Raw genomic sequence first — 23841 nt, 5'->3', positions numbered from 1 at the left:
GACGTCACCGACGGCAGCCGGCTCAGCTGAGGTCCAGCTCCGGCTCGTACATGTCCAGCCACACCGCGAGGTCCAGGGTGCGTTCCAGGCCACGGCGGGACGCCGAGGTGATGCGGGGTGCGTCGTGGTCGGCGACGCGTTGCAGCCGGGCTCGGTCGATGAGCTCGAAGACCCGGTGGTCCGGGCGGGCGAGCAGGTCGTGGGCGTGCTCCTGGAGTGCGAAGGCGTACTTGGGGTCCTGGGTCGACGGATAGGGGGTCTTGGTCCGCTCGTACACGGACCGGGGAAGCAGATCCGCGGTGGCCTCGCGGAGCAGGCTCTTCTCCCTGCCGTCGAAGGACTTCAGGGCCCAAGGGGTGTTGTAGACGTACTCGACGAGCCGGTGGTCGCAGAACGGCACCCGGACCTCCAGGCCGACGGCCATGCTGGCGCGGTCCTTGCGGTCGAGCAGGATGCGTACGAACCGGGTCAGGTGGAGGTGGCAGATCCTGCGCATGCGGTACTCGAAGTCGCTCTCGCCGGTGAGCCGTTCGATGCCGGCGACGGCGGAGTCGTAGCTGTCGCGGATGTACGACTCCAGGCGAAGGGCCTGGTTCACGTCGTCGCGGAGGATGCCCGCGTCCTCGCCGAAGTGCTCGGCGAACCGCACCAGCCAGGGGAAGGTATCGGCGCCGCGGGCCTCCTCGTCGAAGAACTGGAGGTAGCCGCCGAAGACCTCGTCGGCCGACTCGCCGGACAGCGCGACGGTCGAGTGTTCGCGGATGGCCCGGAAGAGCAGATAGAGCGAGGCGTCCATGTCGCCGAGACCCATGGGGATGTCCCGGGCCCTGATCATCCGAGCGCGTACCTCGGGGTCGGCGAGAGTGTTCGGATCGAGCACGATGTCGCGGTGGAGGGTGCCCGCCCGCTCGGCCACATCGTGCACGAACGGGGTGTCGGGGGTGGTGCGCAGTTCGTCGGCGACGAAGTTCTCGGTGCGTCCGACGAAGTCGACGGCGAAGGTACGGACCTTCTCACCGGTCTCGGCGAGCTGCCGGGCGGCGAGCGAGGTGACCGCGGACGAGTCGAGGCCGCCGGAGAGCAGGACGCATCGGGGTACGTCGGAGACCAGCTGGCGGCGCACGATGTCGTCGAGCAGTGAGCGTACGTTGGCGACCGAAGTGTCCCGGTCATCGGGGTGCGGACGGGTCTGGAGCTGCCAGTAGACGTGCCGGCGCAGCCCGCCGCGGTCCACGGTGACGACCGTGCCGGGCTCCACCTCGTACATGCCGTCCCACACGGCGTGGCCGGGGTTCTTGACGAGGGTGAAGAGTTCCCGGAGCCCGTCGAGGGTCACCCGGGGCCGGGCCACCGGATTGGCGAGGATGGCCTTGGGTTCCGAGCCGAAGAGCACTCCGTCGGGCGTCGGCCAGTAGTAGAACGGCTTGACGCCCATCCGGTCGCGGATCATGACGAGCTTGTCGTGGCGACTGTCCCAGAGAGCGAAGGCATACATGCCGTTGAGCCGTTCGGCGACGGACTCGCCCCACTCCAGATAGCCGTGCAGTACGACCTCGGTGTCCGAGTCGGTGATGAAACGGTGCCCGCGGCCGGTCAGCTCGGTACGAAGTTCGGTGAAGTTGTACGCCTCACCGGAGTAGACGAGGGCGACATCCCCCTCGGGGGTGCCGACGGTCATGGGCTGGCGTCCGCCGGGCAGGTCGATGATCGCGAGCCGCCGGTGTCCGAGCCCCGCGTGATCGGTGATCCAGGTCCCCCGGTCGTCGGGGCCCCGGCAGGACATGGTCTCCGTCATCGCGTCCAGCGTCGCGACCGCCTCGGATGCCCGAAGATCGCTGTCGAAGGAGACCCAGCCTACGATGCCACACATACGCGTCCTCCCGGTTCGGTCCCGGCCGGGAATGCGGTCGTACGCACGGTGCCGTCCCGTGGGGGGCGTGCCGAAGGCGTAGGCCCGGCAGAACCAGTTGTAGTGAGCAGCTATATATCGAGCCTCTGCCTGCGGTTGCGTACCGTCAACACGGTGGCCGCATCGGCGGGGCCAGGCTCCCGATATTTTCGGCCGCCACTTTCCCCTTCCTATACGGAGTGCCGTGCTCCGCGGCCCGTGCGGGAAGGGCCCACGGGCCGCGGAGGGGGCCCGAATCGGCCACGGGCAAAGACTTGCCCAATCAGGCGTGGGCCAGTGGGGTGCACCCCGGCGGTCAACAAGTTCTCCGATACCGCACATCGGGGAGATGCGCCTGCCATTCGTCCTTCGAGGAGTGCGCGAGCCGAAACGTCACGCAGGCACGCATCATCGTGTATGCCAGGCCGGGCCGCTGCTGAACCTCGTCCTCGCGCCGTGGTGTCCGCGACTGTGGGTGCGGTTCGGCGCATATCCTCGAGCCCTGAACCCACTCTTAACCCAGCATCTCGGCCGTGATCGCCCACCGCTCGTGGTCGCGCCAGGCTCCGTCGATGAAGAGGAAGTCCGGCGAGAACCCTTCGAGACGGAATCCGGCCCGCCGGACGAGGGCGAGCGAACCCTCGTTGGCGGGCTGGATGTTGGCTTCGAGCCGGTGCAGGCCGAGCGGCCCGAAGGCGTACCGCAGGACCAATGCCAGCCCTTCGCTCATCAGACCGCGTCCCACCGCGTGGGCGAAGGCCCCGTATCCGAGCGCACCGCAGCGGAACCCGCCGCGGACGATGTTGTTGATGTTGATGAACCCCGCGATCCCGCCGCCTGCCCCGCTCTCGCCGGATTCCCGTTCACGTTCGCAGACCAGGAAGCCCGCCTTTGCCGGATCGTCGATCAGCCGTCCCGCGTAGGTGGCGTACGTGCGGGGGTCCTCGGGCGGGAAGAGCCAGGGGCTGTGCAGGCCCCGGCTCTCCCTCGCGCGGGTGGTGAACTCTTCGGCATCCGCCGGGGTGTAGGCGCGGATCGCCACACGGCGCCCCTCGGCCAGATAGTCGATTTCAGACATTCGGCCAGCTTAGACCGACCGGCAGGTGGGGGTGTTAGCAAAGTCTCGCCCGGCCTTGCCGACCTGGGGCATTCACCGGGTGAAGGAGCTCAACTCCTTCGCTTCACAGGGCCGTTCAGACCAGCGCGGGCACCTCGATGGTGAGCGTGGCGGGGGCGCCGTCGGCCGGCGCGTGCAGCACGGCGGGCACGCCGAGCGGAATCGTGAGCGCCGTCGGTCCGTGCCCGAAGCCCAGTTCCTCGACGACGGGTACGCCCAGTGGGCCGAGCCGGTCGGCGAGGACCGCCCGGACCTCCTCGTACGGGCCGCAGCCCGCCCAGGAACCGCAGGCCACGCCGGCAATCCCGTCGAGCGCCCCGGCCCTCAGCAGTTGGGTGAGGATGCGGTCGATGTTGTACGGGTCCTCGGTGGTGTCCTCGATCACCAGAAGCCCGCCCCGGGCGGACGTCCGGGCGTGCGGGGTGCCGATGTCGGCGGCGAGCAGGCTCACGCAGCCGCCGTAGGTGACACCGCGGGCCCTGCCGGGGACCAGCACCCGCGCCGTGGGCAGGCCGAGGGCCCGTACCGACTCGGGCTCGAACAGGGTGGCCCGCAGGGACTCCTGAGTGTCCGGATCCTTGAGGAAGGTCTCGGTGCCTGCCATCGGGCCGTGCAGGGTGACGAGCCCCATGCGCTGGGCGAATGCCTCGTGGAGCACGGTGATGTCGCTGTAGCCGATGAACACCTTGGGCCCGGCCGCGCGCATCGCCGCCCAGTCGACCAGGTCGACCATGCGGTGCACGCCGTACCCCCCACGGGCGCAGATCACCGCGTCGACGGACGGATTACACCAGGCCTCCTGGAGGTCCCGGGCCCGCGCCTCGTCCGTACCGGCGAGGTAGTCCAGCTCAGGGTGCATGTCACGGACATGGGGTGATTCGACGGGGTCGAGGCCCCAGCCGCGCAGTACGTCGAGGCCCGCCTCCAGGCGGTCGGCGGGCACCGGCCCGCTCGGCGACACGACGGCGATCCTGGCACCCGGGCGCAGTCGGGCGGGGCGGGTCAGGGGGGCGAGGGTCACTTCTTCAGCTCCAGCCGCGGTACGTCGGGACGGTCGATGCCGAAAGTCTGGCCGTACAGGGAGAGTTCAGCCTCCAGGGCGCGGATCATGGTGTCGGCGCGCCTGAACCCGTGCCCCTCCCCCTCGAAGGTGAGATACGCGTGCGGAATGCCGCGCCCCTCGACCTCGGCCAGGAACCGCTCGCACTGGACGGGCGGGCAGATCGGATCGTCCAGCCCCTGGAGCAGGAGGAAGGGGGTGGTCAGACGGTCGGTGCGGGTGATCGGCGAGCGTTCACGGTAGCGGGCCGGGACGTCGGCGAGCGGGCCCACCAGGGACTCCAGGTACTGGGACTCGAAGTCATGGGTCTCATCCGTGCCCCAGCCGGTCAGATCGAGGATGGGGTAGATGATCGTGCCGCAGGCGTAGACATCGGTGCCGGTCAGCGAGGCCGCGGTGGTCCAGCCGCCGGCGCTGCCGCCCCGGACGGCGAGCCGCTGCCGGTCGGCCGTACCCTCGGCGGCCAGCGCTTCGGCGACGGCCGCGCAGTCCTCGACGTCGACGACGCCCCACTGTTCGCGCAGCCGGTTGCGGTAGCTCCTGCCGTAGCCGGTCGAGCCGCCGTAGTTGACCTCGGCGACGCCGATTCCGCGCGAGGTGAAGTAGGCGATCTCCAGGTCGAGGACGAGTGCGGCATGGCCGGTGGGGCCGCCGTGCGCCCAGACCACATAGGGCGGCAGTTCATCCTCGGGGCCGACCCGGTCGGGGTTCCGTGGCGGGTAGATGTGGGCGTGGATCTCCCGGCCGTCGGGCCCGGTGAAGGTGCGGTCCTCGGGCCGCGGGTAGTAGGCGGGGTCGACGGCGTCCTCGTGCGGTGTGCCGATGATCCGGGTGCGGCCGGTCGCGGTGTCCAGCTCGACGACTTCGTAGGCGCTGTACGGGCTCGCGGCGATGCCGATGATCCGGCTGCCGTGCACGGCGAGCGACTGGGCCCATTCGGTCCAGGGTCCGGCGACGTCGACGAGTTCACCGGTCTCCGGGTCGAGGATGCCGAGCGTGGTGGTGCCGCGGCCGTGAACGGTGGCGATCAGGCCGTTCTCCAGCGGCCGGAACCAGCTGAGGCCGATCTTCCAGAGCGGTCCGGCGAACTCCTGTTCCTGGGCGCAGAGCGCGACCGTACCCCGGTGCGGGTCGGCGCGGTACAGGTTCCACCAGCCGCTGCGGTCGCTGGCGAAGAGGAGTTGCCCGTCGGCGCCCCATTCGATCTGCGGTACCGATTCCTCGGGGCCGCCGAAGCTCCAGGTGTGCTGGAACGTACCGTCGTCGGCGACATCGGCGAGCATCACCTCGGTGCCGTCCCACGGCATCCGCGGATGGTCCCAGGCGATCCAGGCCGCCCGTCGCCCGTCGGGCGAGAGCTTCGGTCCGGTGACGAAGCGGCGGCTGTCGTCGGTGAGTTCACGTACCGCTGACCGGTCGTCGGCCGCCGAGCCGTCCAGCGGTACGGCGGCGATCACCCGGCGCAGATCGGTGGGCGCCTCACCGGTGAACTCCTCCAGGACGCACCACACTTCGCCCTGCTCCCCACGGTCGGGGTGGAGCTGCGGGTCGACCCAGCGCAGCCCGCCGCCGACGACGGAGACCGGGGTGAGCGGCCAGGGGTCGCCGGGCCCGTCGGGGGCGTACGCGTACAGCCGCTGGTCGGCGAAGTCGACGAAGACGATCAGTGGGCCGCCCTCGGCGCGTGTGGCTCCGGCCCAGGGCTGTCCGCCGTACTCGATGACCCGGCTCCGTACGTTCCACGGAGCGGGCAGCACACTGCCGCTGGTCCCGTCCGCCCGGCGGCGGATCAGGGCGCGGCGGCCGGCCTCGGCCGGGCGCGGCTCCGTCCACCACACCTCGTCGCCGACCACGCCGACGTACTCCGGACGGCCGTCGTTGGAGGCGGCCAGCCGTGCGTCGATCGGTGACGGCCACGTTCCGTAGGCCCCTGTGGACACCATGATCAATTCCCCCCTGCCGGGTCAGGCCGTGCGCAGATAGTGATCGAGGACGCGGACGCCGAAGTGCAGTGCCTCGACGGGGACGCGTTCGTCGACGCCGTGGAACAGCGCCTGGTAGTCGAAGCCGACGGGCAGCTTCAGCGGGGCGAAGCCGTAGCCGGTGATGCCGAGCCGGGAGAACTGCTTGGCGTCCGTGCCGCCCGACATGCAGTACGGCACGACGTGGCCGTCCGGGTCGAAGCGTTCGACGGCGGCGCGCAGTTTCGCGAAGGTCGGCGAGTCGACCGGGGCCTGCAGCGGGACCTCGCGGTGGTGGAACTCCCAGTCGACATCAGGTCCGGTCAGCCGGTCCAGCGTGGTGTGGAACTCGTCCTCACCGCCGGGCACCATCCGGCCGTCGATGAAGGCGGTGGCGTGGCCCGGGATCACGTTGACCTTGTACCCGGCCTCCAGCATGGTCGGGTTGGAGCTGTTGCGGACGGTCGGCTCGACCAGGGCGGCGGCCGGTCCGAGCTTGTCGAGGAGCTCGTCCACGTCGAAGCCGGGGGCGTCGAGGTCGGCGCGGATGCCGTGCAGTGCGGCGATCTCGGTGAGTGCGGCGCGCACCGTCGGGGTGAGCCTGACCGGCCACGCGTGCTCGCCGATCCTGGCGACGGCCGCGGCGAGTGCGCTGACCGCGTTGGCCTTGTTGACCTTGGAACCGTGTCCCGCCTTGCCGTGCGCGGTGAGTTTCAGCCAGGCGGTGCCACGTTCGCCGGCGGCGATCGGGTAGATCGGCATGTCCGGTCCGGCGTGGAAGGTGAAGGCGCCGGATTCGCTGATGCCCTCCGTACACCCTTCGAAGAGTTCGGCGTGCTGGTCGGCGAGGAAGCCTGAGCCGTCCTCGGCGCTGGCCTCCTCGTCGGCGGTGTACGCGATCACGATGTCGCGGCGGGGCCGGACGCCGGTCCGCGCCCAGGCCCGGACGACGGCCAGGACCATCGCGTCCATGTTCTTCATGTCGACGGCGCCGCGTCCCCAGACGACGCCGTCGCGGACCTCCCCGGAGAAGGGGTGCACGGTCCAGTCGGCGGCCTCGGCCGGGACGACGTCGAGATGGCCGTGGACGAGCAGGGCGTCGGCGGACGGGTCGCTGCCCGCGATCCGGGCCACCACATTGGTGCGGCCCGGGGTGCGTTCCAGCAGGGTGGGTTCCAGTCCGGCGGCGGCCAGCCGCTCGGCGACGTACTCGGCGGCCGGTCGTTCCCGGCAGTCGCCGCCGCCGCGGTTGGTGGTGTCGATCCGGATCAGTTCGGAGGTGAACGTCACCGATTCATCGAGCGCCTGCTCGTCGACACTCTCGGCGCTCGCGGCGCTCTCCTGCGGGTGGGTCACCTCAGCCATACTGTTCCTCCACGGCGGACGACACGATCGTCGTCACCGCCTTGAACGTGCGGATACCTTCGTACATCGTCGCGCTGGTGTAGGCGACGCGCCGTTCACCGCTGGGCGCCACGCCGGGTACCACGGTGGCCGCCGCGGCCAGATGCTCGGCGTCGAACTCCAGCTCGACGGTGAAGGGGCCGCCCTCCACCGGGGTGTGCCGCACGGCGAGCGCGGTCGCCTCCTTGGCCGCCGCACGGATGTCCGCGGCGGTACGGGCGGGGGTGCGGCACACCGCCGCGTACCGCGACACATAGTCCTTCACGGCGACCTTGCGGGCCTCGGGGGCGTACCCGTCCGCGTCCACGCAGGTCAGGTCGTCGCCGGTGACGAGGACGACGGGGACGCCGTACTCGGCCACGACATGCGCGTTGAGGAGCCCCTCGCTGGCCCGGGCGCCGTTGAGCCAGACCCCGGTGATGGAGTTCGCCAGATACGTGTGGGCCAGGACCCCTTCCGTTCCGGCGCCTGTGTGGTAGCCGACAAAGGCGATGCCGTCGATGTCGCCGTGCTGGATGCCCTCCACCATGGAAAGGGACTTGTGCCTGCCAGTGAGCATCTGGACCCGGTCGTCGAGCTGCTCCAGCAGGAGGTTGCGCATCGACCAGTGAGCCTCGTTGATGAGCACCTCGTCGGCGCCGCCGTCGTAGAAACCGAGCGCCGCCGCGTTCACGTCGGAGGTGAACATGGACCGGCACCGCTCCCACTGGGAGGTGCCCGGCAGCACATCGGCCGGCCAGGTCACACCGGTGGCGCCTTCCATGTCCGCGCTGATCAGGATCTTCATGTTGAGTCCGTCTTCTCACAGGTCAGGGGCTATCCGGGCCGGTCGTGACACCAGTTGCTGACATCAGTTCCTGAAGGCCATCAAGCAAGCATCCAACTCGGCGCTCCCATACAAGCATCATTGCTGACCAATCGTCTCCCCTCCCCCGTCACCCGGGGCCGAAACACCCCTACCTCACGAGCTTGAGTACTGGTGATCGTCGCAACACGCGATCTTCGAGAAAGGGATGGTCGAGATCCGCACGTTCCGCTCGGCACAGGGACACAGGAAGCCGACGCGCGGACGGAAGGCGCACCTCCTGCTCATACAAAAGGCTCACTGGCCGGCACCCTTTGGATCTACTGGGAGTTCGGCAATCTGTGAGGCGAGGCGGCGACGCTCTATGCACTCGCCGAGCCGCAACTCAGAGCAGGACGTCCAGCGTAGGCCTGTCGACGCACCGAAGCCGGGCCACCCCCATGCCACCAACTGCTCCACGGCGAGCAACCGGGCAAGGCGGGCACCCCGCCGGGTAGCACTGAACAATTGGGTGAACTGTTGTGCGGTAGTTGACTGTTGAGGGGTATCGATCTCTACGGATTCACTCGTCACGCCACTCAGCGTGGCCACGTGACCGTACGCTGACCAGCAACGACAGCGGTACGTAGCGTGCGCGTACCAGTACGCGCGGCGACCGGTACCGGTTGTCCGCCGTGGCAGGACGGGGCGCGCGATCGGCCCAGGGAACGAAAGCGGGCAGCAATGGAGCTGTACGGCGCGATCGGTGACAACGACGATTCGGAAGAGGCCGCGGACCTGTTCCGCGTGATCGGCCGCCAGGTCCGGCTGTTACGGGAGCGGGCCGGCCTCACCCAGCGGGAGGTGGGCGACCGGCTCGGGTACAGCGAGGACCTGATCCGGTCGCTGGAACGGGGACGCAGGACGCCGCAGCCGGACTTTCTGGACGCGGCGGACGACCTGCTGGAGGCGGGTGGGCTACTACGGGCTGCGAAGGAGGACGTGACGCGGGCGAAGGCGCGGGCCCGGGTGAAGCATCCGGCCTGGTTCAAGGACTACGCGAAGTTGGAACGCCAGGCCGTCGAGCTGCACGATTTCAGCACCCTCGCACTTCCTGGACTGCTCCAGACCGAGGAACATGCCCGTTCCGTCTTCGCCAGTCGCCGGCCGCTCCTGCCTGAAGAGGTCGTCGAACAACGAGTGCTCGCGCGGCTGGAGCGCCAGGAAATCCTGACGTGCTGGCCACCGCCGTTGGCGACCTTCACCATCGAGGAGTCGGTCCTCCGGCGCCCCATCGGCGGGCGGGCCGTTCACTCGCGGCAGTTGGAGCAATTGATCAAGTTCGCGGGGCTGCGCAGCGTGGAGCTCCAGATCATGCCGACCCACCTGGATGAGCATCCGAGCCTTGGAGGCCCGTTCATCCTGCTTACTCCGAAGGGCCGTACACAGGTCGGCTACTTGGAGATCCAGAACACCAGCAAACTGGTCACGGACCCGGAGGAGGTACGTATGCTGTCGGCGCGATACGGAAGTATCCGAGGTCAGGCACTCAGTCCCCGCAAGTCCCTGACGCTGATCGAGAAGATCCTGGGAGAACAATGAGCAACCGTCAGCCCGCCGACGAAGCCAACCTCGCCTGGTTCAAGAGCAGTCACAGCAGCGGGGAAGGCGGCGCATGCGTCGAGGTCGCCACTTCCGGACCAGCGATCCTCGTCCGCGACTCGAAAGACACCTCCCTCCCCCACCTGGCACTCACCCGCACCGGCTGGACGCACTTCGTGCGGTACGCGGCCGGAACCTGAGCCCAGCAGCGGTCCCGCAAACGAACAGACAAACACCCTCGCTCTCCGGTCCGGAGTGCGAGGGTGACAGCGACGGAGAGATCGCCCGAGCGTTCAGCTCCCGTCGCGCAGGTCGTCCAGCCCCGTCGAACGGAACCCGCAGATGCAGCAGACTCCACACGTGCCCCCGACCCGGGCGCGTGCCTTCGCGATCTTCGCCAGGACTGCCTCGTCAAGCGCGGCCAGGGTGCGGCGGGCGGTGGAGTCCGAGGCCGCCGACCCGAACAACGGCCGGTGATGCAACTGAAGTTGCTCGACCTCCGACAGGTTCGCTGCCCCGAGCACGATCGCGGCCGCCAGGTGCACCAGCACGCTCGCCCGTTCCCGCCAGCCGACCGCCGTGCTGGACGGCAGCACCTTCCCCAGTGCTCCGGTGAGTCCAGTGCGGTCCGCGCACCGGCACAGCAGCACCGCACCGGCGCTGCCAGGGCCGTGATCTCGCGTACGTCGAGCTGTTCGCCCCGGCCGAGTTCGCCTTCCCCGACCGCATCCGAATCGACCGTGACGCGGACCCGCGCGGCGGCGGCGCGGGCGGCATCGATGATCGCCTTCTGCACCGCGCCTGTGAACGTGGCCTATCCCCCTGCCACCCCGCCTTGTAGCCTCTGATCATATTGTTCACGGAAGACGACGGTTCGGCACGCCGTCGTCCGTCTCCCACGGTGGGGCGAATGTCTACCAGCGATTCCGACACACGTGACCTGCCTGCGAGCGCAGCACCCGGCTTGGTCGGACGCGAGCGCGAACTCGCCGCCTTAAGAGCGGCGTTGTCCGACCCACCGGTGGTCGTGCTGATCGAGGGCGAGGCCGGGATCGGTAAGAGCCGGCTGATCCAGGAACTGCTCGCGGCGCATGCCCGGGCCCGGCAGCGGGTGCTGCTGGCGGCATGTCCGGCTGTTCGACAGCCTTTTACGCTCGGGCCGGTGGTGGACGCGATCCGACCTGCGACCGAGGATGTCGCCCGGCTCGGCCTGAGCGGGCTGGCGGGGGCGCTGCGGCCGTTGTTCCCCGAGTGGGCATCGGCGTTGCCGCCCACACCCGACCCGGCCGAAGACGCGGCAGCGGCACGACACCGGCTGTTCCGGGCCATCGAGGAGATCCTCGTACGGCTCGAGATCGGGTTGCTCACAGTTGAGGACGTGCACTGGGCGGATGAGGCCACCCTGGAGTTTCTGCTGTTCCTGGCATCACGTCCGCGACAACAGGTCAGTCTGCTGGTGAGCTACCGCCCGGAGGAGATCGCGCCGGACTCTCTGCTGCTGCGGTTGTCGTCGCGGCAACCGGCGGGGGCGGCGAGGCTGCGGCTGTCGTTGGAGCCGTTGGATGTCCCCGGCACTGCCGCGATGGTGTCCTCGATGCTGGACGGCGAACGGGTTTCCGACGAGTTCGCGACCATCCTGCACGACCGGACCGACGGGCTTCCGCTCGCGGTCGAGGAGTCCATCCGGCTGATGTGGAACCGCGCTGATACGACCCGGCGGGGTGATTCCTGGGTGCGGCAGCGGCTGAGTGAGATCGACGTACCGCCGACAGTGCGGGACGTCGTAGTGGAACGCAGCGCACGGCTCGGCCCGGCGGCGCAGGCTGCGTTGCGCGCGGCCGCCGTACTCGCCGGCCCCGCCCCCGAGGAGGCCGTCGTCGCGGTGATGGCTCCGGAAGGCGATCCGGCGAGCAGGCTGGCAGGCCTGGCAGAGGCAGTGGGTTCGGGGCTGCTGAAGGAGGACCAGCGCGGGCTGGTCTCGTACCGGCACAAGCTGGCGTGCCGCGCGGTGTACGAGGCGATTCCTGTGCCGCAGCGGCGGGCGATACACCTGCGTGCCGCACACGTTCTCGAAGACACCACCCCGTCCCCGGTCGCCCAGCTCGCGCGCCACTTCCGGGAGGCCGGCGACACGACGGCGTGGTGCCGGTACACGGAACAGTCTGCCGACCTCGCCCTCGCCTCGGGTGACGATGCGACGGCGGTCACTCTGCTGCACGATCTGCTCACCAACGCCGACCTGCCGCCCGCCGACGTGGTCCGGCTGACCGGCAAGGTTCCGTTCTATCTGCTCAGCGGGCACGAACGCTACCGCGAACTGATGGACGCTCTCCATCTCGCGCTGGAGACCGGTGAGCCGACGCCGAGCGAGGCGGGGGAGATCCGCTTCCATGTCGCCCGTCTGCTGCAGCAGACGGAGTCGTTCGAGCAGTCCCGGATCGAGATGGAACGCGCGCTGCCCGACCTCGGGCACGACCCGGCGAAGTCAGTTCGCGCAATGATGTTTCTCGGCCTGCCGTACGGGACGACGACACCGGCGGCCGAACACCTCAGGTGGCTGCGGCGCGTGGCGCGGGTGCCGGCCTCGATCGCGCCGGTGGACCGGCTGCCTATCCGGGTCGGACGGGCGAGTGGGCTTTTGCTGCTCGGTGAGGAGGAGGGGTGGGCCGAGGCGGCATTGATCGCCGATGACGCGTCCACCTCCGCCGAAAGGCAGCAGATCACGGTCGGCCATCAAAACGTCGGGCACATGGCGCTGATCTGGGGAAGGTACCCGGAGGCGAGGCGGGCGCTCACGCTGGCCGCAGGACTGACCGACACGTATCAGTACCAGAAGCTCCGCAGGATGGGGCAGGTGACGCTGGCTCAGCTGGACTGGCTCACCGGAGCCTGGGACGGGCTGGCCGACCGGGCCCTGTCGCTGGCCGGTGACGAGGAACTCCTGCAACCGGCGAGTCGCCTGGCGCCGGCCACGGTCACCGGCTTGCTGTATGCGGCCCGCGGTGACCACGACAGAGCGGACGAGTGCCTGCGGCTCGTCCTTGAACAGGCGGACCTGCACGGCGGGGCGGAGCACTCCGTCGAACCTGCCGGCGCCCTGGCCAGGCTCCGGCTCGGCGCCGGGCAGGTCGACGACGCGCTGCAATTGACCGATGAGCCGATCCGGTTCCTGGAACGCAAGGGCACCTGGATCTGGGCCACCGAACTCGCCCCGGTCCGGGCCGAGGCACTACTCATGGCCGGCCGCATGGACGAGGCCGGCGACTTGGTCGACGCATTCGCAGCAGGAGTGCGTGATCGCCGCGCCCCTGGGCCGCACGCCGCCTTGTCGACCTGCAGGGCGATCCTGGCCCAGCATCAGGACGATCCCCTCAGCGCCGCTGAACTGTTCGCGCGTGCGGCCGACGCCTGGCAGGGCCTTCCGCGGCCGTACGACGCCCTGCTCAACCGTGAGCGACAGGCCCGTTGTCTGCTACGTGCGGACCAGTCCGATGCGGCTCTCTCCATCCTGACGGAAACCTTCCAGGGGTTGTCCACCCTCGGCGCTCGTGGCGACGCCGAGCGCGTCATGCACACACTGCGTGCATCCGGTGTCGGGGTAAAGCGCCCGTCGTGGCACGGTGGACGGCGAAGCTACGGCGATCAGCTGTCTCCCCGTGAGCTCGACGTGGTCCGGCTGCTCGTCGGAGGCCGGACCAACCGGGAGATCGCCGGTGTCCTCATCCTGTCGCCGAAGACGGTCGCGCGGCACGTGGAGACAGCGATGCGCAAGCTCGATGTCTCGTCCCGGACGGCGCTGGCCGTGAAGGTCGTCGAAGCGGGCTTCGTCGTCGACAGCCCGTCCGGCGCGCACCGTTAGGCGGGCGGGGCAGCAAAATTGGGTCATCTGCCCAGTCGTCCGGTGGCCAGTGCGTGAACAACACTCAGCGTCATGGAATCGCTGCCTCCGTCTGTCGCCACTCATCCCCCCGCGTCCGCAAGGCTGGTGCGGCACGGTCACATCTGACGGATCGCCTCGGCCGGCCCTGGTTTCCCTACCAGGCCGGGTTCCGGGACGAATCCCGCAGGCCGACCGACCGGCGCCAGGTCACTGCCGCCAAAGCGGGACGCGTTGTTCGCCGCCCGGCGCTGTGCCACCGATCCGCCCGAAGCAGCACTGGCCGGCACCCACCACATGCATCCGCAGCCATTCGGCGCGATGCGAAATCCCTGCAACCCTGCGGTATCCGCGCGCATTCTCCCCTCAGAAAAGGTCGTTGCCGCATGAGACAGTCACCACCGGCCGGGGCATCCAGGCTCCCGGTCCACCTGACCATCCCCATACTCCGGCGCTTACCACACCGCCCACATCGCGCGCTCACGGCGCTGCTGGCCACGGCCTGCGTGGCCGGGACACTCGGCATCCCCGCCATCGCCGCCGCCGATGCGCCGGCCACCCGGGCAAGCCAGCCGCAGCAGAACGGCCCCGTTGTCGCCACACACAAGCTCACCCTCGTCACGGGTGAGGTGGTGACCCTGGAACGTCACGCCAACGGCTTCCAGGCGGCGACGGTCGAGCCCGCGGCCGACGGCACTCCGGCGGCGTTCACCAGCATGAAGGTGGGTGACGAGGTCTATGTCATCCCGGAGAAGGCACAGCCCTACCTCGCCGCGAACGAGCTCGACCGTGAGCTGTTCAACGTCACCAAGCTGGTCGAGTACGGCTACGACGACGCGCACCGTTCCGCCGTACCGCTGATCGCGACCTACGGGGGCGCGCCGGGCAAGGCCGGCAAGGCGCTCGAGAAGGCCGCGCCGGCCGGTTCAGTGAAGAAGGACGAGCTGCCCAGTGCCAACGCGGTGGCGCTGCACGCCGGCAAGAAGAAGGCGGCGACGTTCTGGGAGGCGGTCGACGACGACAGCGCCGGCGCGGCAAAAGCACCGAAGCTCGCCGGTGGCCTCAAGAAGCTCTGGCTCGACAAGCCGGTGCGCGTCGCTCTGGACCAGAGTGTGCCGCAGATCGGCGCCCCGGAGGCGTGGGCGGCCGGCTACGACGGCACCGGCACCAAGGTCGCCATCCTCGACACCGGTATCGACCCCGACCACCCCGATGTGGCGGGGCGGGTGAAGAAGACGCAGAACTTCACCGACGACCCCGACGCGGTCGACCACCACGGCCACGGCACGCATGTCGCCTCGACCGTCGCCGGCTCGGGTGCCGCGTCGGGTGGCAGGCTCAAGGGTGTGGCGCCGGGCGCCGACCTGTACATCGGCAAGGTCCTCAACACGGCCGGTTCGGGCTCCGAGTCGGGGGTCATCGGCGGCATGGAGTGGGCGGCGGCCCAGGGCGCGGACGTCATCAGCATGAGCCTGGGCGGTTCGATCCCCAGCGACGGCACCGACCCGATCAGCCAGGCCGTCAACCAGCTCACCGAGTCCTCCGGGTCGCTGTTCGTCATCGCGGCCGGCAACGAAGGCCCGGGCAAGGGGACCGTGAGCTCGCCGGGTGCCGCCCAGGACGCGCTGACCGTCGGCGCGGTGAACAAGCAGGACCAGCTCGCGAACTTCTCCAGCCGCGGCCCGCTCAAGGAAACCTTCGCGGTCAAGCCGGAGATCACCGCACCGGGCGTGGGCATCGTCGCCGCCCGCGCCGCCGGCACCACGATGGGCACCCCGGTCGACGCCAACTACACCTCGGCCAACGGCACCTCGATGGCCACCCCGCACGTGTCCGGCGCCGCGGCGATTCTCGCCCAGCGCCACCCCGACTGGACCGCGGACCGGCTCAAGCAGGTGCTGGTCAGCACCGCCAAGCAGGGCTCGTACAACGCCTACCAGGGCGGTAACGGCCGCGTCGACGTGCCCAAGGCGATCGATGCCACGACGTACTCCAGCCCCGCCGTCGTCAGCATGGGCAAGAAGTCGGCCGAGAGCGCGCCGGTCACCAAGACGATCGACTACGTCAACACCTCCGCGGCGGACACCACGCTGTCGCTCCGCCTGCTCAGCCTCGGGGAAACGGCGCCCCCGCCGGACGGCATGTTCACGCTCAGCGCCGACAGCGTGACGGTCCCGGCGAACTCCACCGCGAGTGTGACGGTGACCTACCACCCCGAGCTCGGCGCCGTGGGCGACTACACCGGGATCATCACCGCCACCGCGGCCGACGGTACCGCGATCCGTACCACCGTCGGCGCCACGAAGGACGTGCCCACCGTCGACCTCACTCTCAACACGATCGACCGGAACGGAGACCCGGCGTCCGGCGAACTCGTGGTGTTCGACCTGGACAACGGCGTCGCCCAACAGGTCTTCCCCCAGGGCGGAACCAAGACCATCGCGGTGCCGCAGGGTCGCTACTCCGTCATGGGCATCGTGTACACGAAGGACAAGGCCACGGGCGTGGCCGTGAGCAACACGCTTGCCGGTGAGCCCGTGGTGGATCTGAAGGCGGACCGGACGATCACGATGGACGCCCGGCTGGGCAAGGAGGTCAAGGTCTCGACGCCCAAGGAGTCCGAGTCGAGCCAGCACAAGCTCGGGTACCGCCAGAGCCTCCCCGGCAAGCGGGGAATCGACTACATGAAGGGTGCGTCGAGCCTGTTCGCGAAGCACGCCTATGTGGTGCCCACCGCGCCGGTGACGGACGGCAGCTTCGAGTTCAACTTCCAGGACCGCAGGTACTCGCCGGTGATCCAGGCGTCCATTGCAGGGCAGGCAGGCGCGCTCCCGCTCAAGCCGGTGACCTATGCGGCCCAGTTGTACGGCCCCAGCACGCTCCAGGCGGTCAACGCCGGCACGGGGCGGCCGGAGGACCTGGCCGGCAAGGACCTCGATGGCAAGCTCGCGGTCGTCACCCGCGATGCCACCTTGAAGGTTGTCGACCAGATCGCCGCTGTGGCCGGTGCCGGTGCGAAGGCAGCGGTCATCGTCAACGACCGGCCCGGCGTCTACGCCACCATCGTGCCGCGCGTCACCGGCACTGCCATCCCGGCCTGGACCCTCACCCAGGACGAGGGCGCGGTGCTCTTCGACCGGATGGCCGACGGTCCCACGCAGATCAACCTGCAGGGCATCGGGAACCACCCCTATGTGTACAACATCGCGCTGATGGTTCCTGGTGGAATTCCGGCCGACCCCACCGACGCGGTCACCACGGAGAACTCGGCCGTGGTGAAGTCCCACTACCGCGGCACCAAGGGAACTCTGATCGGCGACACCACCTCGGCGGTCCGCCCGGGAGAAACCTTCATCACCCAGCTCGTGGACTTCCACGACGCGCCGACGGACCGGGAGGAGTGGTACTCCACCGGCAGCAAGTGGTCGACGATGAAGGACATGCGGTGGATCCACACGGTCTACCCGGACCGCAAGGACATCATCACCACCATGAGGGACCTCATCCGCAACTACAGCCCGGGCGAGCAGCGCGAGGAGACCTGGCTGGGCGCTACGAACGGCCCGCCCGGACCGGAGAGCACCCTCGCGTTCCGCGACGGTGACAAGGTCACCCTCAACATGCAGGAGATGAGCGACAGCCAGCCCGGACACTACGCCTACTTCCAGGGCGACAACGGCACCACGTCGACGGTGCGGCTGTACCAGGACGGCAAGCTCCTCAACGAGCAGGGCTGGTACAGCCTCACGACGCTGCCGGTCAGCCCCGACCCGGCGACCTACCGGATCACCATGGACACCGAGCACCCGGCGTGGTTCCCGCTGTCCACCAAGGCCAGCACCGCGTGGACCTTCAAGTCCGCCCGGCCGGCGGACGGCAAGGAGGATCTGGCGTTGCTCTGGCCGAGGTACGGCCTGGACCTGGACGCGGAGAACACCACCCCGGGCGGCAACACCTACCAGTTCGACCTCTCGTTCCTCCTCCAGAACGGCGCCACCCCGGACATCGACGGGGTCGAGGTGGAGGCGTCCGCCGACGACGGTGCCACCTGGCAGCCCGCGAAGGTCAAGAGCAAGAGCGACGGCAGCTACGAGGTGTCCGTGAGCAACCCGGCAAAGGGTTACGTGTCCCTGCGCGTCAAGGCACAGGACACCAACGGCAGCAAGATCGAGCAGACCCTGATCAGGGCCTACGCCGTTCGCTGACCCTCACGGCAGCCCTTTCCTGACCGCGCCCCTGGCACAAGGCACGCCCTTGTGCCAGGGGCGCATTTTTTGGTCGAAAGCGCCACACACTCCGAACAGGTGCATACCAGGTACCCCGGTGCCCCGGGGCGCACGGGCCCGGCGGCGCCTCCTTGACAGTCCCCCTTCACCAAGACCATGATTCCATTAATTGACTAATGGAATTGAGGTGAAGTGCATGGCAGACGCATTCACTCCGGGAGGCGCGTCCGGCGCCTGGGCGCTGGAGGCCCGCGGCCTGGGCAAGCGCTACCGTCGCGGCTGGGCGCTGCGCGACTGCTCGTTCCGGCTGCCGGCCGGGCGGATCTGCGGTCTCGTCGGCCCCAACGGGGCAGGGAAGAGCACCCTGTTGGGACTCGCGACCCGACAGGTGCAGCCGACAGAGGGTGAACTCAACATCTTCGGCGTGCCGGTGGACGATCCCGCGGTGATGCCGAGATTCGCCTTCCTCGGGCAGGACAAACCGCTGTTCAAGCGGTTCACCGTGGCGGAGACGCTGCGTCTGGGCAGCGAGATCAACCCCGGCTGGGACATGGCCGCGGCGGAGCGGATCGTGCGGTCGGGCCAGGTGCCGATGCACGCCCGTGTCGGCACTCTCTCCGGTGGTCAGCGCACCCGTGTCGCGTTCGCGCTCGCCTTCGGCAAGCGGCCCGACCTGCTGCTGCTCGACGAGCCGATGTCCGACCTCGATCCGCTGGCCCGCCACGACATGAGCACCCTCCTGATGTCGGAGGCCGTGGAGCGCGGCACCACGGTGGTGATGTCCTCGCACCTGCTGTCCGAGCTGGAGGACATGTGCGACTACCTGTTGGTCCTCGCCGAGGGCAGAATCCGGATGGCGGGCGACGCGGACGCCCTCGTCCCGGCCCACGCGCTGGTCACGGGACTCGCCACCGGCGGGGACCCGGCCGCCTCGCTGGCTCCCCACACGGTGGTCGAAGCCCGTGTCCAGGGCAGGCAGTTCCACGCGCTGGTGCGACCGAACGGCCCGCTGTCGGGTGACTGGGTGGTCGCCGAACCCAGCCTGGAGGAAGTGCTGCTGGCGCATCTCCGCTCGTCGGCCGCGCCCCCGTTGTTCACACCCGGTGCCCGTATCGAGGCCGAAGGGATTCACACCTCATGAGCGCCACCCTGACCGAGACGTCCCGAACCGGACGGGCGCCCGGACCCCGTCTGCTGCACGGGCTGAGCTGGCTCGTCGTACGTCAGCACCGGACCGCGCTGCTCACCGTGCTCGCCGTGATGGTCCTCGGCTCGATCTGGATCGCGTACCAGCAAGGCCGGATGAGCCAGACCCTCGAAGCGGCCGGCTGGCCGGAGAAGGAGCCGGCGCAGCCGACGCTCGACTCGAAGGCACTCGGTCTCACCCTCACGGCCCTGAGCGGGCTGCCCGTGATCCTCGCCGTCTTCCTCGGCGCCCCGCTGATCGCGGGCGATCAGGAGCACGGCACCGCACAGCTGGTCACCACCCAGTCCGTGTCCCGCCGTCGCTGGCTGGCGACGAAGCTCATCTGGTGCTACGCCGCCGCGGTCGTGTCCGGCGCGGTGCTCTCGGCGTTCTTCACCTGGTGGTGGAAGCCCTACCGTTCGGTGTTCCCCAGCCTGTGGCCGGAGGGGCCGATCTTCGACAACACCGGTCCGGTGCTCCCGGCGCTCTGTCTCTTCCTGACCGCCGCCGGCGTCACCATCGGCATGCTGCTGCGCCGTGTCCTCGCGTCCATGGTGGTCACGTTCGTCTTCGCCGCGATCGTCGAGGTCGTCTGGGGCGAGATGCGCGCATATCTCGCGCCGTCACGCATGCTCACCTACCCGCTCGACGGCGACATGCCCGCACGGCTGAACGAGTCGCTCGAGCTGGACCGCTGGATCGGCTCCGCCGACGGCCATCGCTACGGCTGGGGGCTGTGCGCCAAGACCACCGAAGCGGCCTCGGACGCCTGCATCAAGGAGCACGGCATCGTCAACAACGTCGTCGAGTATCTCGGTTACGACCAGATGCCGTCCATGCAGTGGACCGGAGCGGGCATCCTGCTCGCGGCCACCGCCGTGCTCACGGCGTTCACTCTGTGGCGGGTCTCCCGGAGCCCCCTTTAGGACATTCCGCCGCAGGTACGTATCGTTTCGGCAGTTCATAAGGGAGGTGAAGAATGTGGTCGTATTCCGAATCGACAGACGCAGCGGAGTGGCGACGTACCTCCAGATCGTGCGCCAGGTCGAACAGGCTCTGCGAATGGGTGCCCTGGAGGAGGGCGACCGGCTGCCCACCGCCGCGCAGGTCGCGGCGGAGACCAAGGTCAACCCGAACACGACCCTCAAGGCGTACCGCGAGCTGGAACGCGCGGGCCTGGCCGAGGTCCGGCAGGGAGCAGGCACCTTCATCACCCGGTCCCTCGCCCCGGCGCAGGAGGGACCCGACTCCCCGTTGCGCGCCTCGCTCGCCCAGTGGCTGGACGAGGCGCGGTCTCAGGGTCTCAGCGGCCAGGAGGTCACCGCCCTGTTCCGCTCGGCCTATGCGGCGGTGTATCCGTCCGAGACGGACCGCTGAGGGGCGGTTTCGTACTCCTCGCACCGAGGAGTAAGAAACCGCGCAGCCGGGCCTAGTGCCGCGACAGGCAACGTTCGCCCCGTCGCGGCACTAGCCGGTGAAGCCACCGGCCGGCCCGGCGTTCCTCGGCACGGTTCAGTCCTCGTGACCCAGTTGGAGGTCGCGTTCGGTCCGTCCGCCACCCGCGACCTGGAGGACGGTGGCCACCGGCGGATAACCGGCCGCGATCACCGTGTACTCACCGGTGGACAGGTCCACGAACCGGAATGCGCCGTCGGGCCCGGTGGTGAGCGTGTCGACCACATTGCCCGCCGCGTCCAGGAGCGTGACCCTGGCATCCTCGACGAGCCGCCCGCCGCTCGCCCGTACGACGCCGCGCAGCACCGCTCCACCGGCGAGTTCGATGTCCTGCCGGGTCTCCCTGGCGGCCTGCACACTCACCGGCAGCGCGGCGGGCCGGAAGGCGGGGGCGCTGGCGGCGAGGGTGTACTCGCCGGCCACCAGCTCCGTGATCACATAACCGCCTTCGCGGCCGCTGCGGGTGGACGCGACCACTTCGCCGCGTACATCGGTGAGGGTGACGGCGGCATCGCGCACCGGGATGCCGTCGGCGGTGACGACGGTTCCGGCCAGGCGTCCCGCACCGCCGAGCACCACATCGAGCTCGACGGGCCGTTCGCCCACGGTGACGCTGACGGCCTGCGGCTGGTGGCCGCCGGCCGCGGCGATGAGGACGTACGAACCGGCGCCGGGCACGCTCAGCGCGTACCGCCCGTCGTCCCCGCTCGCGCCCCGTCCGACCTGCTGTCCCTGGACGTCGATGAGGGTGAGGGCGGCACGCGGGACCTTCGTACCGTCGGGGTGCTGGACGCTGCCGCACACCGGAACACCGGACAGGTACACGGGCGGCGGCGGAGCCGCAGCGGTGGTGCGGGCGGCGGGGATCGGTGCGGACTCGGCGGCGGTTTCGGGGCTGTGGTGGGACACCAGCGGTTTCTCCTTGAGGAAGAAGGCGAAGAACAGGCCGAGCGCGAGCACCGGCACGAGGTAGAGGAAGATCCGTGGCATCGCTTCGGCGTACGCCTGGATGTAACTGTCGCGCAGCGCGGGCTCCATGACATGGACCAGCTGCGGGGTAATCGACTCGGGGTCGGGGAGGTCGGCGCCGGACGGCAGGCGGACGGCGAGCGCGTCCGCGAGACGGCCCGCGAAGAGCGTCCCGAAGACGGCGGCGCCGACGCTGCCGCCGATCTGCCGGAAGTAGTTGTTGGCGCTGGTGGCGGCGCCGAGGTCGGCGGGCTTCACGGAGTTCTGCACGGCGAGCACCAGTACCGGCATTACCAGGCCGATCCCGATGCCGAGCACGGCCTGCGCGATGCTGTATTCGAGGCGCGGGGTGTCGGTTCCAAGCAGGGAGAGCAGCCACATGCCGACCACCGAGACGGCGCTGCCGAGGATCGGATACACGCGATAGCGGCCGGTGCGGGAGATCAGCTGACCGGAGACGATGGACGCGCCGACGATGCCGCCCATCATCGGCAGCATCAGCAGCCCGGATTCGGTGGCCGTGGCGCCGTCGACCATCTGCAGGAATGTCGGCAGATAGCTGGCGGCGCCGAACAGTGCGACGCCGACCACCGCGCCGACAAGTGCGGTGACATTGAAGATCGAGTCACGGAACAGCCGCAGCGGAATGACCGGTTCGGCTGCCCGGTGCTCGACGACGAGGAACAGCAGGGCCGTTCCGGCGGCTCCGGCTGCGAGTCCCAGGATGGGACGCGATCCCCAGGCGTACTCCGTACCGCCCCAGCTGGTCAGCAGCACCAGACAGGTGGAGGCGGCCGCGAGCAGCAGCGCGCCAAGGATGTCGAGACGGGGCCGGACGGTGGGCCTGGGGAGATTCAGTACGACAGTGATGACGGCGAGGGTGACCAGACCGAACGGGACGTTGATGTAGAAGCACCAGCGCCAGGAGGCATGGTCTGTGAAGAAGCCGCCGAGCAGCGGGCCCGCCACGGAGGCGACGCCGAAGGCGGCTCCGATGAGCCCCATGAACCGGCCGCGTTCCCGGGGCGGCACGACATCCGCGATGATCGCCTGGACACCGATCATGAGCCCGCCGCCGCCGATGCCCTGGACGGCACGGAAGGCGATCAGTTCGTTCATGGTGCGAGACCAGCCGGCCAGCGCGGAGCCGATGACGAAGACGACGATCGCGAACTGGAAGACGCCCTTGCGTCCGAAGAGGTCGCCGAGCTTTCCGTAGATCGGCAGTCCGATGGTGGAGGCGAGGAGGTACGCGGTAACGGCCCAGGACATTTTCTCCAGACCGTGAAGCTCACCGACGATCTTCGGCAGTGCGGTGGCGACGATCATCTGGTCGAGCGCCGCGAGCAGAAGCGTGAGCATCAGCCCGAGGAAGATCAGCCGGATGTGGCGGGGGGTGGTCTCCGGTACGGCGGAGGGCGCGACGGCGGCGGCTTCTTCCGCTTCTTCCGCCTTTTCCGCGACAGGGAGCGGCGAGGGCGGCGTGGCCGTCGCCTCGGTGGCCCCCGCACCGCTCGGCTCGTCCTCCAACAGAGTGATCCCACCCACCACGTGCCGCTCCCCTCGTCGCATCTGCGCCGCCCATTTCTCGCACTGCGTGATGAGGGAGGGCAAACACGACGGGGGGCGCTGGCAGCGCACTCAGGGGGCTTAGCCCCCGGTGGGAGCCACTACGGCGCACAACCGACGGGCCGAGAAAACCACCCGAACCGGTGAGGCCGGTCAAGAGAGCGTGGAGCTACTTCTCGACCTCGGTGGCGAGGTTCTTCAGCAGCTCGTCGTAGATCCGCCCAAGTCCCTTGGGAGCGAAGGTCTTCTCGAAGAATCCACCGATACCGCCGGCGCCTTTCCAGACGGTCGATACGACCGTCTTGGACTTGCCCTCACCGGCTGGAGTGACGGTCCAGGTGGTGACCATCGAGGAGTTGCGGTCCTTCTCCACGAGCCGGCCGTCGGTGGGCTCGGTGACTTCCATCAGGCAGTCGCGCACCCGCTTGCTGGTGGCCTGGAGCTTCCAGTGGACGAGGGTGCCCTCGCCGTCACCGCCCTCGCGCACCTCGTACTCGCTGAACTGTCCGGGCAGCACCTTGCCCCGGATCTCCTGGTAGTCGGCCAGCGCGTCGAACACCGTCTCCGCGTCCGCCGCGATGACTCGCTCTGTCGTGGCCTCGACCTGCGCCATGGATGTTCCTCCAGCACTCGGTTGTTCGGGGGTGTGCTGAGCCAATCACCTTCGGGACGCCGCTCAAAATCCAGGTCGGGGAGTAGGGGGCCGAGCTCACCCGGCTGACCCCGCTCCGGCCCGGCGGTTC

The 23841-nt window shown here is 69.3% G+C and carries 16 protein-coding genes; 7 read left to right on the top strand and 9 right to left on the bottom strand.

Going from position 1 to position 23841, the window contains the following annotated elements; all coding sequences use genetic code 11:
* Window positions 1-22: 22 nt before the first annotated feature.
* The 6 genes from asnB to ABT115_RS11045 all read right to left on the bottom strand — a co-directional run bounded on the left by asnB (window position 23) and on the right by ABT115_RS11045 (window position 8217).
* The gene (asnB, locus tag ABT115_RS11070; RefSeq protein ID WP_351786775.1) at window positions 23-1870 is read right to left on the bottom strand and encodes an asparagine synthase (glutamine-hydrolyzing); all 1848 of its coding nucleotides are present in this window, start codon (window positions 1868-1870) and stop codon (window positions 23-25) included.
* Window positions 1871-2402: 532 nt separating this feature from the next.
* Window positions 2403-2966, bottom strand: a complete 564-nt coding sequence (locus ABT115_RS11065) for a GNAT family N-acetyltransferase (protein WP_351786772.1) — start codon at window positions 2964-2966, stop codon at window positions 2403-2405.
* Between the two features lie 115 nt (window positions 2967-3081).
* Window positions 3082-4026: a S66 peptidase family protein gene (locus ABT115_RS11060; RefSeq protein ID WP_351786769.1), complete on the bottom strand. Its 945-nt coding sequence runs from the start codon at window positions 4024-4026 to the stop codon at window positions 3082-3084.
* Entirely contained in the window at window positions 4023-6008 is a 1986-nt protein-coding gene (locus ABT115_RS11055) for a prolyl oligopeptidase family serine peptidase (RefSeq protein WP_351786766.1), read from the bottom strand. Before ABT115_RS11055 ends, ABT115_RS11060 begins: the two co-directional genes overlap by 4 nt.
* A 21-nt stretch (window positions 6009-6029) precedes the next feature.
* A complete protein-coding gene (locus tag ABT115_RS11050; protein WP_351786763.1) occupies window positions 6030-7391 on the bottom strand; it encodes a M20/M25/M40 family metallo-hydrolase in 1362 nt (453 codons plus the stop codon).
* Window positions 7384-8217 (bottom strand): M55 family metallopeptidase, encoded by an 834-nt coding sequence (locus tag ABT115_RS11045; protein WP_351786760.1) that lies wholly within the window; start codon window positions 8215-8217, stop codon window positions 7384-7386. Before ABT115_RS11045 ends, ABT115_RS11050 begins: the two co-directional genes overlap by 8 nt.
* Window positions 8218-8958: 741 nt before the next feature.
* Between ABT115_RS11045 and ABT115_RS11035 the strand changes: the two genes are divergently transcribed.
* Window positions 8959-9816, top strand: coding sequence for a helix-turn-helix domain-containing protein (locus ABT115_RS11035; RefSeq protein WP_351786757.1), 858 nt, complete (start codon window positions 8959-8961; stop codon window positions 9814-9816).
* Window positions 9813-10016, top strand: a complete 204-nt coding sequence (locus tag ABT115_RS11030) for a DUF397 domain-containing protein (protein ID WP_351786754.1) — start codon at window positions 9813-9815, stop codon at window positions 10014-10016. The genes ABT115_RS11035 and ABT115_RS11030 overlap by 4 nt, the downstream gene beginning before the upstream one ends.
* A 93-nt stretch (window positions 10017-10109) precedes the next feature.
* On the opposite strand, the gene ABT115_RS11025 is transcribed toward ABT115_RS11030, so the two are convergent.
* A complete protein-coding gene (locus ABT115_RS11025) occupies window positions 10110-10412 on the bottom strand; it encodes a hypothetical protein (protein ID WP_351786751.1) in 303 nt (100 codons plus the stop codon).
* Between the two features lie 314 nt (window positions 10413-10726).
* On the opposite strand from ABT115_RS11025, the gene ABT115_RS11020 reads away from it, so the two are divergent.
* The 5 genes from ABT115_RS11020 (at window position 10727) to ABT115_RS11000 (ending at window position 20482) form a co-directional block, all read left to right on the top strand.
* On the top strand, window positions 10727-13675 hold the full coding sequence (locus tag ABT115_RS11020) for a helix-turn-helix transcriptional regulator (protein WP_351786748.1): 2949 nt from the start codon (window positions 10727-10729) through the stop codon (window positions 13673-13675).
* A gap of 404 nt (window positions 13676-14079) precedes the next feature.
* Entirely contained in the window at window positions 14080-17898 is a 3819-nt protein-coding gene (locus ABT115_RS11015; RefSeq protein WP_351786745.1) for a S8 family serine peptidase, read from the top strand.
* Window positions 17899-18115: 217 nt separating this feature from the next.
* Window positions 18116-19060, top strand: coding sequence for an ABC transporter ATP-binding protein (locus tag ABT115_RS11010; protein ID WP_351786742.1), 945 nt, complete (start codon window positions 18116-18118; stop codon window positions 19058-19060).
* Complete coding sequence (locus ABT115_RS11005; protein WP_351786740.1) at window positions 19057-20031, top strand: ABC-2 membrane transporter-related protein; 975 nt, start codon at window positions 19057-19059, stop codon at window positions 20029-20031. Before ABT115_RS11010 ends, ABT115_RS11005 begins: the two co-directional genes overlap by 4 nt.
* Window positions 20032-20077: 46 nt before the next feature.
* On the top strand, window positions 20078-20482 hold the full coding sequence (locus ABT115_RS11000) for a GntR family transcriptional regulator (RefSeq protein ID WP_351786737.1): 405 nt from the start codon (window positions 20078-20080) through the stop codon (window positions 20480-20482).
* A gap of 135 nt (window positions 20483-20617) precedes the next feature.
* Here the strand turns inward: ABT115_RS11000 and ABT115_RS10995 are convergent, their stop codons facing one another.
* Window positions 20618-23080, bottom strand: a complete 2463-nt coding sequence (locus ABT115_RS10995; protein WP_351786734.1) for an MFS transporter — start codon at window positions 23078-23080, stop codon at window positions 20618-20620.
* Window positions 23081-23267: 187 nt separating this feature from the next.
* The gene (locus tag ABT115_RS10990; protein ID WP_351786731.1) at window positions 23268-23711 is read right to left on the bottom strand and encodes an SRPBCC family protein; all 444 of its coding nucleotides are present in this window, start codon (window positions 23709-23711) and stop codon (window positions 23268-23270) included.
* Window positions 23712-23841: the final 130 nt, after the last annotated feature.

Origin of the sequence: Streptomyces sp. NPDC001832 (assembly GCF_040297265.1) — a bacterium.
Taxonomy (GTDB): domain Bacteria; phylum Actinomycetota; class Actinomycetes; order Streptomycetales; family Streptomycetaceae; genus Streptomyces.
This window is presented reverse-complemented; position numbering and strand designations above follow the sequence as displayed.